The sequence below is a fragment of the Azorhizophilus paspali genome (assembly GCF_043587585.2).
In the GTDB taxonomy this organism is placed as follows: domain Bacteria; phylum Pseudomonadota; class Gammaproteobacteria; order Pseudomonadales; family Pseudomonadaceae; genus Azotobacter; species Azotobacter paspali.
Genome location: NZ_CP171449.1, coordinates 2,079,553 through 2,093,468 on the forward strand (window position 1 = coordinate 2,079,553; position 13,916 = coordinate 2,093,468).

Consider the following 13,916-nt stretch of genomic DNA (forward strand, 5'->3'; position numbering starts at 1 on the left):
GGGAAAAGCGGGGGGACAAGAAAAAGCCCACCAAAACAGCGGTGGGCTCTGTCACACGATGGAGCTGATCCTTCAGCAGGTTTCATGCTGCTCCACCGAGCGTGAAAGTTCTATTAAAAAGGGACCGAAAATCTCTTTTTCACGACTATTCCGACAGGTGGCGATCCCTTGTGCCGGCAATGTCGCGAAAGCTCCTTTCCCGGAGGCTTCCCCACGTCGGAGCGCGGTTGGCGGAGCCGCTGTCGCTATCGAGCAGGCGTTCGTAGAGCCATGCGAGCGGAGTGGACGAACGCAGCCAGCCATGAGCCGGCTTCTCAAGACGATGGCCGGTTCCCCGTCGGAGGAACCTGGGTTTCGATATTCTCCTTAAATCGGAAATCGAATGATGAGGCGTACCGGGTCTGCCGCCTCCAAGCCCGTCTATGCAGGCAGATAGACAGAAGGACTCGGCGGGGGCGGCAAAAGTCCCCTGTCTGTTCGTTTTTATTTCCGAAATCGGAAATCAAGAATCAAAGCAAACTCCAATACCGACCATCCCCATCAACTACAAGTAATCAGAAAAACACTAGGCGGTTGCTTCTTGCCAGCCGCCTTGGATGGCAGGAGAGGGCGGTTAACGGATTTCCGAGACTTCCAGAACGTGGGTGAAAGCTTGCTGCTGGCCATCCCAGACATAGCGTAGGTGCTTGCCCTGTACCGGGATACTGGTCGCCGGTGGGCGAAACAGCGCCACACATTCGGCGCCTGGACGGCGCACGCTATCGTAGAGCAGGCCCCACGTACCTTCCAGGCGCAGCCGGGCGGCGAAGGTCTGGGCCGGACCATAGCGGTCTGGATCGGGGGAATAGAGTTCGGGGGCGCCGGCGCGGATGTCCGCCAGCGGCCGGACGATCAGGCTCAGGTAGCAGCGCATGGTCAGCTCCAAGCTGGGCTGCTCCGTGGCGGCGAGAAAGCGCGCACGGTGGAACTGGGTTTCCGCGATAGCCGCCTCGAGGCTGTCAGCCGCGTAGTAGATGCCGTAGTTGCCGTCGGTGAAGCGGCTCGGATTGCCGATGTGGGTGAAGGCCGCCATGACCGGGCTGGAGCCGGGGCCGGAAACCCGGTCTTCAGGAGCGACCAAGCGAATCTCGCCGGCTTCCTCGCGCAGGCGGTCGTTGGTCAGCGCCTCGATCTCGAAAGCGATCTCCAGGTCGGCGGGGTCCAGGGTGTCCTCGAACACGCCGATGGGCGGGAAATGGCTGGCGACCAGCCGGTGCGCCTGCCAGTCGGGAATGACTTCATTCATTTCTAGCCCCGCTGCGCCGCTAGATAGCGGTTGACGTCCGACAGGTCGACCAGCGATCCGGCCAGCATCCGTTGCAACGCCGAGTCGCCGTTGAAGGGCGCGGCCTTGTTCGGGCGCTTGATCCAGTCGTAGGTGGAGGGCGAGTCGCCGAACAGGATACGCAGCGACTTGTGGATGCTCATTAGATGGGAGATCCGCTCCAGCAGGTCGCGGCCCAGGCGGACCTCCGGGAGCTTGCGATAGTTGAAATAAGTGGAGCGGCCGATACCGCCGAGGAGCACCATCTGCTGCTCCGGGGTCAGTCCCCAGAGTTCGGCGAGGCGGAAGAAGAACTTCAGTGCCACCTGTCCAGCCCGAGGTGTGTCGACACTGATGTGAGGGCTCGGGGCGGTGCGCGAATTGGAAGTCATGGGGAAAGCTCCGCGGGTGTCCATATATATTCTAATTATGCGAATATAGTCCATAAGTGGATGCAAGGGAACGGCGTCGGGCCTGATTTCGTGCGGTGCGCTACCATGGCACCGAGTGAAACCCGAGGCCACTCGACCTTTTGCTGCGATGGGGAATGCCGATGTTCGGAAAAGCTGCCAGTGAGGTATTGGGAAGCGGGATCTTTGCACTGGCCAGGAACGCCGCCAACGAAAAGGGACGGCTCGGCGAGGTGTTCCACCGGATCGCCAGCCACCCGGTCAAGGTGCTCGCCTCCTTCATCATGGCGCCGGTATTGATCGTCCGGATCGCCTTTCTGGTGAAGGACCCCAGGCGGCGCCTCGTGGCTATCGTCGGCCTGCTGCTCTCCGTGTTGCTGTCGTACGGGGCGGCTACCTTCCTCGGCACCTTGGTCGGGGCGGCCTTCGTCGCTTCGCACATCGGCTTGCTGGCGGGTATCGGCTTTCTATTCGGTACGACCCTGAGCGTCTACCTCAGTGTCGTCTTCTCGATCGTCGTGTTTCACGCTGTGTCGTTCGTTTTTCTCAAGATCGGCTCGCAGGAGGTACTTGACTACCTGCGCGACATCTCGAGCTGAGAAAGCGCGGAGCGGACGTATCGGCGAAACCGCGGGAAACCCGGCGTCGGCGGACGGTTCCGATATTTTCATCGCGGATCTGCCGGTCGTTTGGGTGGAAAGTCCATGTAAAATTCGGCATAAGGGAATGTTTAGCGCGAACCAGGGCCTAATAGGGGAAATGGCCTGGGCGGAATCGGCTGTAAGAGGTATCGGCCAAGGCTCGCGACCGAGTCCTGGCGGTGCCGGTCGAAGGAGGTGCGCCATGCAGCAACGCCAATACGTGACCATCCGACTGGTCGATGCCTCCGGGCGTATCACGGGCTTAATTCATTTGCCGATTCATTCCCGTTTCCATGGTTCAGAGGCCAGAAATGCCGGGCGTAAAGACGGTCGCGAAAGATGCTCCGAGCGTTATTGGGATTGACCGGTAACCAATCAGGTTAACTGAGCTCCCGACAACTGCGCAATGATTCGTGGCCAGTGTATGGACTCCATCTTGCCCGGTTCTATTGCAGCGCCCGGCCGATGCCTTATGTGAAGAAGACATCGGTCGGATCGTCGGAAAAGGGAAATGGCTACGCTCTGATTACCGCAGCCATTCCGATTATCCGGAATAATGCCGCCTGTACGACGGACATACTGACAGACGTTCAGTTTTCCCTTCGGCGATAACTTGGCCTGGAGTTTTTTTCCATCAGCCGGAGCAATTTCCAAGAGCCGTCGAAATATCCGCTCCGGCGGCGTGGCAGCCACATCCTGGCCATGCGCATTTGATTATCGGCAAATCCTCTCAATTCGTTTGCCAGATCGTGCAGATGGAGACGGTCGAGTTCCCGGGCGACACGTTTGTTGTCGCGGGCATGATGCACGAGGTCGCTGGCATGGACGCGGGCGGTGCCGCTATGTTCGAGGTTGGTCATGCTTGACATAGGAGTACCTCTTTGGGAAAGAGGCCGTCCCTGGCGATGGTCATCACCGAAGGTGCAAGCGTTCCTTCCCGTTGCTCAATTCGCTCCTGGTCTCTTGTATCGGTCTTTCTATTTTCAGGGATAATAACAGTGCTGTCGAAGTTCTGTACATTCTCCTCCTATTTGAATTGACCTTTGCGCCTGTCCCATGTTCCGTGCCATTGAAGCCGGAAGGGTCCATAGAACTTGTCTAACGTTACAGCGATGTGTGTCGGTACCAAAGTCACAGTCGCTACTGGCGTCCGATGATTTTTTCGAAGATCGCCTGCCTCATTGTATCCGTTCCGGTCATTTTGGCCGCTGGAAAATTTTCGCGATCCCGATCACCGGCATCGGTCGATGGACGGCCAGGCCGTTGAGCGCCAGCCTAGATTTGAGCCGGATATCGGGCCACGAGAGCGGTCGTCGACGGGTATGGCGGCATCATGGGCCGAAAGGCGCCATCATCTGGCGGATGGATGGCGCACGAGACCTGACGTCAGGACGGAGGTACACATTTGTAATAAGATAAAGAATCCTGAAAAACGACGAAACATAGCTAGCGGTTCGCTTCGCCGGTGGCGAACAGAGAGTCGCCCGTCCCGCCTGGGCGGATATGGAGGAGGCCATCGTTCGGACGACGAGACGCGTGATGGGACATGCCGACCACAACTGTCTGAAGTATAGGGGGTTTCCTGTTCCTTGCCGGATGCCGGGCTTCTCTTTACCACCGCACATGCGTTCATAATATACCGGGACGATAGCGGAAAGCCGCTTCCTCGAAAGGCTGGCAAATGGATATTCATTTGGCACTTTCATGATAGATGGCGGAGTTCGTCGGATCCTCCATGCGAAGATCTTGGTAATCATCGGGATAGATCGTCGTCTACGCTTTCAATGCGTTCCGCTGCATATCCGGATGTCTAGGGAAATGACAAGGGTGAAAGGAATGATGCTTAAAGACTTGGCTGCTCGTTCTTCCAGCTTCAATAGACGTTTGAATAGCCTGCAGGGCACTTCGATAATGAACTGGGATAAGATGAAGATTCCCGAAACTGATCAGGAGGCTCTTCTTCAGCGAATGCATCGTGACTCCACTACCTGGATGTATGGCTATATTACCGCTCTGGTCGATCAGAAACTTGTCGGGGTAGGGGATGCCGAACAGGTGTACTGCGAGCTTCTATATCTGCATTAGAAGCATTCTTCCGTGGTCAACTCCTGATAGAACCATGAGCTCCGGAAACGTCCGCAATGCTGTCCACGCAAGAGGGCAGCATTGCAGTTGGCTGGAAAGTGGAGCACTTGAGAGGCTTTCAATCATTCTGGCAGCGTCACCGTCTCATCGGCGCGGCAGCGCTTCGAGCCGCTGCTCAGCGGTTGAGGAAGTTCCCGTAATTGCCCTGGGTGACCAACTGAAAGGGAATGTTGACTTCCGCTTCGAAAGTTTCTTTCCTGCCCATTTTCACTGCCAGATCGATGGAGCCTTTCGTATCTTAGCCGATGTGGGCAGTTGTCTCTATCCTGATTAGGCCGCCGATAAACGCAAATTTCTGCACCGTGCGGATCGGGCGTTGTATCAGGTCAAGAAAGCCGGAAAGAGCGGATGAAACTGGTGGGAGCCCGAGCAGCAAAAACCGGCGCGGAGCCTGTCTGAAAAGAGCGAACGAGAGTGACGAGTATGTGTAGAGGCTCGCTCCTGGTTCGTGTGGAGGCGAATCAAGACGGAGATCACAAGCTGCAGGGCTACAGCAGCAGGCTTTTCTGTGTAGTATCATAACGACACCATGAAGGGGCTTACAGGGGAAGGACGGGGACTGTGATGGACATGAATCTTGCCAAACTTCGAAAGCTGGCCGCCGAACACGGTGACGCCGGTTCGCCGGATGCACGCGATGCCCTGATCCTTGCGTTTCTACAGGAGCTCAATCTCGTCTTGGCGAAGCCTGTCATCGACGCTATACCGGATATGGAAATTCGTCAATGCTATGTCAAGTGGACCCAAGCCATCCTATTCGGAGCGAGCATGGAAGACCGACATGAATGGCTGGTTCGAGGCGTGCGGCTCGTGCTCCCGAATTACTCGGCCCCTCTTGTAAAGCCTGCAAGAAAAGAACTACCGGCTAACGTTATTTCGTTGGAGAAAAACGAGTAATACCTCGGTATCCGTTGTTCGCTCCGAACTGTCACGAAGTTGGATGGCCCGACTGATGGAGTACAGGAAAATAGTAGGACTTGAGATATCGGCACAGCGACTCAGAGCGAAGGCAGGTATTGATAAAGCCCGGCCCGGTAGCGGTATTCTTCAACCTGCGATCAGTCGATCCATACCTGCGCTGTAATGACCGCAGTATCGGGGAGCACAAAGAGGAGGAGGCGCGCCTGGCAAGGGGAAGTTGCAGGAAAAGTTAAAAGCAAAAGCTACCAGAGCCGCTGCAAGCCGCATAATTACTGGTGCCCGGAGCCGGGATCGAACCGGCACGCTGTTGCCAGCGAGGGATTTTAAGTCCCTTGCGTCTACCAATTTCGCCATCCGGGCAGAGAGATACAGAAAATCATTCCTATCGAAGAATAAGAATATATATAGCCTGAAGCCATGAAGCAAGTTGAAGAAACAGTCTTATCGAAAAGCGATCGAGAAAAGCAAAACGCCCCGAAAAATTATTTTCGGGGCGTTTCTCGATTGGAGGCCGAGGTCGGAATCGAACCGGCGTACACGGATTTGCAATCCGCTGCATGACCACTCTGCCACCCGGCCTGTAAGCAAGGTTCGAATAAGCAACCTTGCAAACTAAACTTTGGCTTGAAACGAAGCTTAATCCTAAGCTCTAACTCTCTGATACTTAAGAGTTTTTCGTTACTGCCCGAAGAGCGGACGCAATTATGGACTTGTTCCGGTTGCTTGGCAACCCCTGTGCCAATTTTTCTGCCGTATCGACCGGAAGGTGATCCTGCATCCGCCAGGTTTGGCTCTATCTCTCCTTGGTAGTGAGTATCGACGAAGCGGTAACACGCCCCGGTGACCGGCGAGGCCCGATGCCGCCGGCCACCAGGCGCATTAGAAGCGGTCGTCGGCCAGTTCCAGAAGCGGGGCGCTGCCGGCGCGGATGACGGCATCCAGGGAATGGATGCGCGGTAGCAGCTTGGTGAAGTAGAACTGCGCGGTGGCCAGCTTGGCCCCGTAGAAGGCTTCGTCGTTGTCGCGACTGGCCTGGGCCACGGCAGCCATGCGCGCCCACATGTAGGCATAGGCGACGTAGCCGAACAGGTTCAGGTAGTCCACCGCCACGGCATTGACCAGCGCGGGATCCTGTTCGGCCTGTTCGAGCAGCCAGGCGCTGACACTTTCCAGATTCTCCACGGCGGTCAGCAACCGGTCGGCGAACGGGTGGGAAGCGGCCGGCGCGTCCAGGAAGGCGCGGATTTCCCCAGTGAACGCGTGCAATGCATCGGCGCCGTTGGCCACCACTTTGCGCCCTAGCAAGTCGAGAGCCTGGATGCCGTTGGTGCCTTCGTAGATTTGCGCGATGCGTACATCGCGCACCAATTGCTCCTGCCCCCATTCGCGGATGTAGCCGTGTCCGCCGAACACCTGCTGGCCGTGAATGCAACTCTCCAGGCCGGTATCGGTGAAGAAGGCCTTGGCGATGGGGGTGAGCAATGCCACCAGCGCTTCGGCATGACGGCGCTCTTCGCCTTCGCTGTGCTTGGCCAGATCCAGTTGCTGAGCAACGTAGGTGGAGAAGGCACGTCCGCCTTCGGTCAGCGCCTTCATGGTCAGCAGCATGCGACGTACATCGGGATGGGCGACGATCGGATCGGCACTTTTCTGCAGTGCCCGGGCACCGCCCGGAGCATGTCCCTGCAGACGCTCGCGGGCATAGGCCCGCGCATTCTGGTAGGAGGCCTCGGCGCAACCGATGCCCTGGATGCCGATGGACAGGCGTTCGTAGTTCATCATGGTGAACATGGCCGCTAGGCCCTTGTGCGGTTCTCCGATCAGGTAGCCGGTAGCGCCGTCGAAATTCATTACGCAGGTGGCCGAGGCTTTGATGCCCATCTTGTGTTCCAGCGAGCCGCAGGACAGCGCGTTGCGAGCACCGAGCTCGCCATTTGGAGCCACCAGGAACTTGGGTACCAGGAATAGCGAAATGCCCTTCGAGCCGGCTGGTGCGTCGGGCAGGCGGGCCAGTACCAGATGAAGGATGTTCGCCGTCAGGTCCTGCTCGCCGCCGGTGATGAAAATCTTGCCGCCGCTGATCGCATAGCTGCCGTCGGCCCGCGGTTCGGCACGGGTGCGCAGCAGGCCGAGGTCGGAGCCGGCATGGGCTTCGGTCAAGCACATGGTGCCCGCCCATTCGCCGCTGTATAGGCGCGGCAGGTAGAGTTGCTTGATTTCCTCGCTGGCATGGGCGTCCAGTGCCAGGCAACAGCCGGAGGTCAACGCCGAATACAGGGTGAAGCTGGCGTTAGCGGAGTAGAGCATTTCCTCGAACTGCACAGCGAGCATCTTCGGCATGCCCTGGCCGCCATAGGCCGGGTTGCCGGCCAGGCCGACCCAGCCGCCTTCGATATAGGTGGCATAAGCCTCGCGGAAGCCGGCCGGGGTACTGACGACGCCGTCGTTCCAGTGCGCGCCTTCCTCGTCGCCGCTGCGGTTGAGCGGGGCGAGCAATTCGCCGGTGACCTTGGCCGCCTCCTCGAGGATGGCGTCGGCGGTCTCGGTGTCCACCGTTTCGGCCAGGGTGGGCAAGCGTGCCCAGAGCTTGTCGGCGGCAAACACCTCGTGCAGGACGAAGCGCATGTCGCGCAGGGGGGCGTGGTATTCGGGCATGACGGACCTCGTTTGCTTGTCATGGGATGGTCGCCCGCTTGGGACGGGCTGCCGTCGGGAGCATGGCTCAGGTGTAAGAGTGGAAGCCGTGGCCGCTCTTGCGACCCAGATACCCGGCCGCGACCATTTCCTTGAGCAAAATGGGCGGATGGTACTTGGAATCGCCAAAATCGCGATGGAAGGTTTCGAGAATCGCCAGCAGCGTGTCCAGGCCGATCCGGTGATTGCAGCCGAGCCGCATGCCAGTGTCGATGTCCTCGGCGCTGGCCAGGCCTTCCTGGAGGAAGAAAATCGCTTCGTTGATCATCGGACATAGGATGCGGTTGACCACGAAACCCGGACTGTTGCGCACCGGGATAGCGGTCTTGCCGATCTGCCCGGCGAATGCGAGGGCTTTGGCATAGGTGGTTTCGGTGGTCTGCAGGCCGCGGATGACCTCGACCAGGGTCATGAGCGGCACCGGGTTGAAGAAGTGCAGGCCGATGAATCGTTCGGGTTTTCCCAGTGCGCTCACCAGTTCGCTGATCGACAGCGACGAGGTATTGCTGGCGATCATATGTCGGACTCCGTCGCTTCCTCGATCAGGGTGAGGATCTGTCGCTTGAGCTCGAGATTCTCGCTAGCCGCCTCGATGACCAGTTCGCTGCCGGCAAGCGCGCCGTAATGGGGCTGCGGTTGGATACGGCCCAACGCTGCCTGCCTGTCCGCCTCGTCGATCAGCCCTTTCTTCACCTGGCGTTCCAGGTTGCCGGAGAGGGTGGCGATCCCTCGCTCCAGGGCGTTGTCGGAGATATCCACGAGGACGACTTGCCGACCTACCAGCGCGCAGACCTGGGCAATGCCGTTGCCCATGGTGCCGGCACCGATGACGGCAATGCGTGGTTTTCCATCGTTGCTGTTCTTCTGATCGTTCATGCTCGGGCTCCATGTTGAGTGGGGCGATTTCATGGCTCCGGCCCATATTCCATCTGTTGCATACAGTAGGTGCCCGCGCCGCTCGCCGCCAGGGGCTTTGTATTGGCGGCGAGCGGCACACCGCCTTCTGACCGGTTTGGCCCCTGACGAATTGATCGTCGAAAGCCGCCCGTTCTCTTTCGGGACGGGCACTGCGGTCGAGCCTGGACACTATGACTAGGAAGGCCAGCGGCATGGAGAACAGCGCCGGGTGGTCGTGGGAGAAGATCGCCTTGGCGTTGCCCAGCACCGTGACCCGCACCGCCGGCGAGGGGATCGGTGCGCGACGGCTGGGTATCGTGGGAGATCGGGCAGGTTCGCGGTCCCTTTATCGGTTGACCGGACGTTGAATCTTCGCTCCTGGCTTGTCCACAGAAGCTGGAAAGACTCTCTCGCTGAGGAAGTCCACCAGAGCCCGTACCTTCGGCGAGGGGTGTTTGCTCCCCGGCCACAGCACATGGAAAACCCCGCTGCGCTCCACACGGTCAGTCAGGATCGGCACCAGCCGACCATTGGCCAAGGGCTCGCGTATCGCGAAGTCCGGCAGGTAGGCAACTCCCAGTCCTTGCAGTGCAAAGCACACGCGCGTCTCGATGTTGTTGCAAATCATCGAGGTGGGCAGTTGCAGTTCGGGCTCGCCAGGCGTTTGCCGCAGCGCCCAGGTCTCCAGCTTGCCGCTGTTGGGAAAGCGATAGTGCAGGCAGGTGTGCTGGTGCAGATCGGAGGGCGTCACGGGCGTACCTCGACGCGTCAAATAGTCCGGCGAGGCCACCAGCCGCATCTGGAAGGTGCCCAGACGACGGGCCGACAGGCGCGAGTCGGCCGGTTCGCCCGTACGCACCACGGCATCGAAGCCTTCCTCGACCACGTCGACCATCCGGTCGGTGAAGTCCAGGTCCAGTTCGATCTCGGGGTACTCGCGCATGAACTCGCAGAGCACCGGCAGCACCAGCGAGCTGACTAGGGGCAGGCTCACCCGTAGGCGTCCGCGCGGTACGGCGGTAGCTTGCGACAACTCCAGTTCCGCCGCCTCGATCTCGGCCAGGATACGGCGGCTGCGCTCCAGAAATAGCGTGCCTTCGGCGGTCAACGTGATGCTGCGCGTGCTGCGGTGGAACAGGCGTACCCCAAGCTTCTCTTCCAGCCGCGCCACGCTCTTGCCGACGGCCGAGGCAGACACGCCCAGCAGCCGGCCGGCGGCGACGAAGCTGCGTGTCTCGGCGACCTGCACGAACACCACTAAGCCGTTCAGGCTGTCCATGATCCGCTTTCCTTACAATTGCGGACACTTTTTTCCGTATATAAAGGAACTGTAGCCTACTTTTTCTTTAATTGGGAGATTCCTATCGTTTAGGCACTACCCATTGAATCGAGGTATTTGCCATGACGAGTTTGCAGTTTCTGCTGCGCCAGGGTGTTCCGCCTGCGCACCTATCTGCACGTATCCAGGCCGTCGTGCAGCAGGCACTGGACGACCGGCGCCTGGTCGGCGCCGTCGTCCTGGTCGCCTGCGACGGCGAACTGATCTACCAGCAGGCCGCCGGTTTCGCCGACCGCGAAATTGCTCGGCCGATGACCCTGCAGGCGGTGTTCCGGCTTGCCTCGGTGAGCAAGCCCATCGTCTCCACGGCGGCGCTGGTCCTGGTGGCGCAGGGGCGGCTAGACTTGGATGCCGGCATCGAGCGCTGGCTGCCCGGGTTCCGGCCCCGGTTGGCCGATGGCCGCGAGGCGCGCATCACGACGCGGCAATTGCTCAGCCATACGGCGGGGCTGGGCTACCGCTTCTTCGAGGCCGACGCAGACGGTCTCTATGCGCGGGCCGGCGTATCAGATGGCATGGATGCATCCGGCATCTCCCTGGCCGAGAACCTGCGCCGCCTCGCCAGTGTGCCGCTGCTGTACGAGCCGGGCACTGCCTGGGGTTACTCGCTGGCGACCGACGTGCTGGGCGCGCTGATCGAGCGCATCCACGGCACGCCGCTGGACGAAGCGGTGCGGCAGTTGGTGACTGGCCCATTGGGCATGGCCGACACCTGCTTCGTCGTCCGTGATGCGCGGCGCGTGGCCGCCGCCTATGTCAACGACGTGCCGCAACCGCACCGCCTGGCAGAAGGTGAGACCGTCTCGGCTTTCGAGGGAGCCGTCGGCATCGCCTACAGCCCGGCTCGCATCTTCGATGCGCAGGCTTTCCCGTCGGGGGGTGCTGGCATGGCCGGCACGGCCGGGGACTTCCTGCGCCTGCTGGAAATCCTGCGCCAGGGCGGAGGCACGCTACTGCCCGGTGAATTTGTCGAAGAAATGGGACGCGATCAGACCGGTGGTTTTGAGTTGGATGCTGCACCGGGCTTCGGTTTCGGCCTAGGCTTCTCGGTACTACGCGACCCTCTGCTGGCCGCTTCGCCGGAATCGGCAGGCACCTGGCGCTGGGGCGGCGCCTACGGCCACTCCTGGTTCGTGGACCGGGCCCAGGGCCTGAGTGTCGTCGCCTTCACCAACACACTGTACGAAGGCATGTCCGGCCGCTTCGTCACCGACCTGCGCGATGCCGTCTATGGCGCGCTGGAGGTACGGTGATGAAGACGATACCCGCACGCATGCCTGCCATCGCGTTTCGCCGCGGTTCCACGCTGACCGATCCGGACTGCCTGACCGATATCGACGCCGAGCGACCGACGCCGGGGCTGCACGACCTGCTCGTGGCGGTCCACGCCGTCTCCGTCAATCCGGTGGATACCAAGATCCGGGCAGGTTTGGTTGCTGCGCCAGATAGCGTCCGCTCGCTGGGCTGGGATGCCGCCGGGATCGTTGAGGCCGTCGGTGAAGCGGTCACGCTGTTCCAGCCGGGTCAGAAGGTCTACTACGCCGGCTCCTTCGACCGCAGCGGCAGCAACGCGCAGTTCCACTTGGTGGACGAACGCATCGTCGGCCACATGCCCGAAACCCTGGGTTTCGCCGAGGCGGCGGCCTTGCCGCTGACCTCGTTGACCGCCTGGCAATTGCTGTTCGACCGCCTGGGCGTGCCGCCCGGCAAGCCGGCGGATGCTGGCAGCCTGCTAGTGTTGGGTGGTGCCGGCGGGGTCGGCTCCATACTGATCCAACTCGCGCGGCGGCTGACCGGCCTGACGGTAATTGCCACGGCCTCGCGCGCGCCAAGCCGCGACTGGTGTTTGGCCCTGGGCGCTCACCACGTCATCGACCATCGGAGGCCACTGCCGGCGCAGGTCGGCGCGCTGCCGGTGCCGCCCGTCACCCACATCGCGGCGCTGTCGCATACCGCCGAGCACCTGCACGAACTGGCGGAGCTGATCGCACCACAGGGGAGGCTGGCCATCATCGACGACCACGACACATTGGATGCGGCGCCGTTCAAGGCCAAGAGCGTATCGCTGCATTGGGAGATGGTGTTCACCCGTCCGCTGTACCGCACGCCAGACATGATCGCGCAGCATCGCATCCTCGGCGAAGTGGCGGCGCTGGTGGATGTGGGCGTGCTACGTTCGACTGTCAATCGAGTGCTGCATCCGTTGAACGCGGCGCGCCTGATCGAAGCCCATCGGCTGGTGGAAGGCGGCGGCGTATCCGGCAAGGTGGTCGTGGCGCGTTCTGTGGACGATATGGCGCAACCAGCGCAGGAGGCCGGACGATGAGTGCCACTTCCCACAACCGCCTGCCGCTGGCCTCTCTGCTGGCTCTGTCCATGGCGGCTTTCATCACCATCCTGACCGAAGCGCTGCCAGCCGGTCTGCTGCCGCAGATGGCGCAGGGCTTGGCGGTGTCCGAGGCCTGGGTGGGCCAGACCGTGACCATCTACGCTATTGGTTCGCTGATGGCAGCGATTCCGCTGACCGCCGCCACGCAGGGCGTGCGCCGTCGCCCGTTGCTGCTGGCGGCCATCGCGGGTTTCGTGGTCGCTAATACCGTGACGACGTTCTCAAGCAGCTATGTCCTGACGATGGTGGCGCGCTTCATCGCGGGTGTGTCGGCTGGGCTGCTGTGGGCGCTGCTGGCGGGCTACGCCGCGCGCATGGTGCCTGAGCATCGGAAAGGCAGAGCCATCGCCATTGCGATGGTCGGCACACCATTGGCGCTGTCACTCGGCGTGCCGGCCGGCACATTGCTTGGCGATCTGGTGGGCTGGCGGACTTGCTTTGGCATCATGAGCGGACTTGCGCTGGTGCTCATGGCGTGGGTGCGCATCAAGTTGCCGGACTTCGCCGGACAGGTAGCGGGCAAGCGCTTGTCGCTAGGGCACGTATTCACGGTGCCGGGCGTGCGCCCCGTGCTGTTCGTGGTACTGGCCTTCGTGTTGGCGCACAACATCCTCTATACCTACATCGCACCGTTTCTGGCGGCGGCGGGTATGGTCGAGCGTACGGACTTGGTGCTACTGGTGTTCGGCATCATGTCCTTACTGGGAATCTGGATTGTCGGCGTATTGATCGACCGCCACCTGCGTGCGCTGACGCTCGCCAGCACGGCCCTGTTCGGCTTGGCCGCGTTGGCGTTGGGCGTGGCGTCCTATGTGCCTGCCGTGGTGTACGCGGCTGTGGCCGCCTGGGGCCTAGCTTTCGGCGGCGCGGCGACTTTGTTTCAGACGGCTCTGGCCAAAACGGCAGGAGACGCCGCCGATATCGCGCAGTCCATGCTGGTCACCGCCTGGAACACGGCGATTGCAGGTGGTGGCATCGCTGGCGGCGTGCTCCTCGAACGGCTGGGCGTCGGCGCCTTCGTACCTGCTTTGTTGGGGCTGTTGACGGCCACGCTGGTGATGGTGTGGGTTGCCAAGCAGCGCGGCTTTCCTGCAGCAGGGGGCGCATTTAGAGCCGATGCCACGGCACCGGATCAACAACGCGCCCCGGACTTGCCATGAAGACGCCCCGCCCGATG

12 protein-coding genes, 2 tRNA genes and 2 pseudogenes are annotated in these 13,916 nt (G+C 60.9%); 7 read left to right on the plus strand and 9 right to left on the minus strand.

The features are described from left to right. Nucleotides 1–613: 613 nt before the first annotated feature. Complete coding sequence (locus ACGI6K_RS10145; RefSeq protein WP_376945495.1) at nucleotides 614–1,285, minus strand: RES family NAD+ phosphorylase; 672 nt, start codon at nucleotides 1,283–1,285, stop codon at nucleotides 614–616. 2 nt (nucleotides 1,286–1,287) lie between these two features. Continuing rightward, complete coding sequence (locus ACGI6K_RS10150) at nucleotides 1,288–1,695, minus strand: MbcA/ParS/Xre antitoxin family protein (protein WP_376945493.1); 408 nt, start codon at nucleotides 1,693–1,695, stop codon at nucleotides 1,288–1,290. A gap of 161 nt (nucleotides 1,696–1,856) precedes the next feature. Here ACGI6K_RS10150 and ACGI6K_RS10155 point away from each other — a divergent pair, with 161 nt between their 5' ends. Both ACGI6K_RS10155 and ACGI6K_RS10160 read left to right on the plus strand, forming a co-directional pair. Continuing rightward, nucleotides 1,857–2,312, plus strand: coding sequence for a hypothetical protein (locus ACGI6K_RS10155; RefSeq protein WP_376945491.1), 456 nt, complete (start codon nucleotides 1,857–1,859; stop codon nucleotides 2,310–2,312). Nucleotides 2,313–2,556: 244 nt separating this feature from the next. After that, the gene (locus tag ACGI6K_RS10160) at nucleotides 2,557–2,718 is read left to right on the plus strand and encodes a histidine kinase (protein WP_376945489.1); all 162 of its coding nucleotides are present in this window, start codon (nucleotides 2,557–2,559) and stop codon (nucleotides 2,716–2,718) included. A 226-nt stretch (nucleotides 2,719–2,944) separates the two neighbouring features. Here the strand turns inward: ACGI6K_RS10160 and ACGI6K_RS10165 are convergent, their stop codons facing one another. Further along, entirely contained in the window at nucleotides 2,945–3,223 is a 279-nt protein-coding gene (locus ACGI6K_RS10165) for a hypothetical protein (RefSeq protein ID WP_376945487.1), read from the minus strand. A 967-nt stretch (nucleotides 3,224–4,190) separates the two neighbouring features. Here ACGI6K_RS10165 and ACGI6K_RS10170 point away from each other — a divergent pair. Together ACGI6K_RS10170 and ACGI6K_RS10175 are read left to right on the plus strand one after the other, a co-directional pair. Beyond that, complete coding sequence (locus tag ACGI6K_RS10170; protein WP_376945485.1) at nucleotides 4,191–4,439, plus strand: hypothetical protein; 249 nt, start codon at nucleotides 4,191–4,193, stop codon at nucleotides 4,437–4,439. A 624-nt stretch (nucleotides 4,440–5,063) separates the two neighbouring features. Continuing rightward, complete coding sequence (locus ACGI6K_RS10175; protein ID WP_376945483.1) at nucleotides 5,064–5,396, plus strand: hypothetical protein; 333 nt, start codon at nucleotides 5,064–5,066, stop codon at nucleotides 5,394–5,396. A 297-nt stretch (nucleotides 5,397–5,693) separates the two neighbouring features. Here the strand turns inward: ACGI6K_RS10175 and ACGI6K_RS10180 are convergent. From ACGI6K_RS10180 to ACGI6K_RS10205, 6 genes and pseudogenes are all read right to left on the minus strand, one after another. Further along, a tRNA-Leu gene (locus ACGI6K_RS10180) sits at nucleotides 5,694–5,780 on the minus strand. Between the two features lie 145 nt (nucleotides 5,781–5,925). Continuing rightward, nucleotides 5,926–5,999 (minus strand) — tRNA-Cys (locus tag ACGI6K_RS10185). Between the two features lie 300 nt (nucleotides 6,000–6,299). After that, nucleotides 6,300–8,075, minus strand: a complete 1,776-nt coding sequence (locus ACGI6K_RS10190; protein WP_376945481.1) for an acyl-CoA dehydrogenase C-terminal domain-containing protein — start codon at nucleotides 8,073–8,075, stop codon at nucleotides 6,300–6,302. A 67-nt stretch (nucleotides 8,076–8,142) separates the two neighbouring features. Further along, nucleotides 8,143–8,990 (minus strand): annotated as a pseudogene (locus ACGI6K_RS10195) (3-hydroxyacyl-CoA dehydrogenase NAD-binding domain-containing protein). Nucleotides 8,991–9,099: 109 nt separating this feature from the next. Beyond that, a pseudogene (locus ACGI6K_RS10200) lies at nucleotides 9,100–9,306 on the minus strand (cation acetate symporter); the annotation flags it as partial. A 51-nt stretch (nucleotides 9,307–9,357) separates the two neighbouring features. Next, the gene (locus ACGI6K_RS10205) at nucleotides 9,358–10,290 is read right to left on the minus strand and encodes a LysR family transcriptional regulator (RefSeq protein WP_376945479.1); all 933 of its coding nucleotides are present in this window, start codon (nucleotides 10,288–10,290) and stop codon (nucleotides 9,358–9,360) included. A 122-nt stretch (nucleotides 10,291–10,412) separates the two neighbouring features. Between ACGI6K_RS10205 and ACGI6K_RS10210 the strand changes: the two genes are divergently transcribed. Genes ACGI6K_RS10210 through ACGI6K_RS10220 form a run of 3 tightly spaced genes read left to right on the plus strand, consistent with a single transcriptional unit; the run spans nucleotide 10,413 to nucleotide 13,899 of the window. Then, on the plus strand, nucleotides 10,413–11,603 hold the full coding sequence (locus tag ACGI6K_RS10210; RefSeq protein WP_376945477.1) for a serine hydrolase domain-containing protein: 1,191 nt from the start codon (nucleotides 10,413–10,415) through the stop codon (nucleotides 11,601–11,603). A gap of 20 nt (nucleotides 11,604–11,623) precedes the next feature. Next, the gene (locus ACGI6K_RS10215) at nucleotides 11,624–12,676 is read left to right on the plus strand and encodes a zinc-binding alcohol dehydrogenase family protein (RefSeq protein ID WP_376945534.1); all 1,053 of its coding nucleotides are present in this window, start codon (nucleotides 11,624–11,626) and stop codon (nucleotides 12,674–12,676) included. Beyond that, nucleotides 12,673–13,899: an MFS transporter gene (locus ACGI6K_RS10220; RefSeq protein WP_376945475.1), complete on the plus strand. Its 1,227-nt coding sequence runs from the start codon at nucleotides 12,673–12,675 to the stop codon at nucleotides 13,897–13,899. The genes ACGI6K_RS10215 and ACGI6K_RS10220 overlap by 4 nt, the downstream gene beginning before the upstream one ends. Nucleotides 13,900–13,916: the final 17 nt, after the last annotated feature.

Coding starts and splice junctions, on each gene's coding strand:
- ACGI6K_RS10145 (WP_376945495.1), bottom strand. CDS start 1,285: ATGAATGAAGTCATTCCCGACTGGCAGGCGCACCGGCTGGTCGCCAGC.
- ACGI6K_RS10150 (WP_376945493.1), bottom strand. CDS start 1,695: ATGACTTCCAATTCGCGCACCGCCCCGAGCCCTCACATCAGTGTCGAC.
- ACGI6K_RS10155 (WP_376945491.1), top strand. CDS start 1,857: ATGTTCGGAAAAGCTGCCAGTGAGGTATTGGGAAGCGGGATCTTTGCA.
- ACGI6K_RS10160 (WP_376945489.1), top strand. CDS start 2,557: ATGCAGCAACGCCAATACGTGACCATCCGACTGGTCGATGCCTCCGGG.
- ACGI6K_RS10165 (WP_376945487.1), bottom strand. CDS start 3,223: ATGTCAAGCATGACCAACCTCGAACATAGCGGCACCGCCCGCGTCCAT.
- ACGI6K_RS10170 (WP_376945485.1), top strand. CDS start 4,191: ATGATGCTTAAAGACTTGGCTGCTCGTTCTTCCAGCTTCAATAGACGT.
- ACGI6K_RS10175 (WP_376945483.1), top strand. CDS start 5,064: ATGGACATGAATCTTGCCAAACTTCGAAAGCTGGCCGCCGAACACGGT.
- ACGI6K_RS10190 (WP_376945481.1), bottom strand. CDS start 8,075: ATGCCCGAATACCACGCCCCCCTGCGCGACATGCGCTTCGTCCTGCAC.
- ACGI6K_RS10205 (WP_376945479.1), bottom strand. CDS start 10,290: ATGGACAGCCTGAACGGCTTAGTGGTGTTCGTGCAGGTCGCCGAGACA.
- ACGI6K_RS10210 (WP_376945477.1), top strand. CDS start 10,413: ATGACGAGTTTGCAGTTTCTGCTGCGCCAGGGTGTTCCGCCTGCGCAC.
- ACGI6K_RS10215 (WP_376945534.1), top strand. CDS start 11,624: ATGCCTGCCATCGCGTTTCGCCGCGGTTCCACGCTGACCGATCCGGAC.
- ACGI6K_RS10220 (WP_376945475.1), top strand. CDS start 12,673: ATGAGTGCCACTTCCCACAACCGCCTGCCGCTGGCCTCTCTGCTGGCT.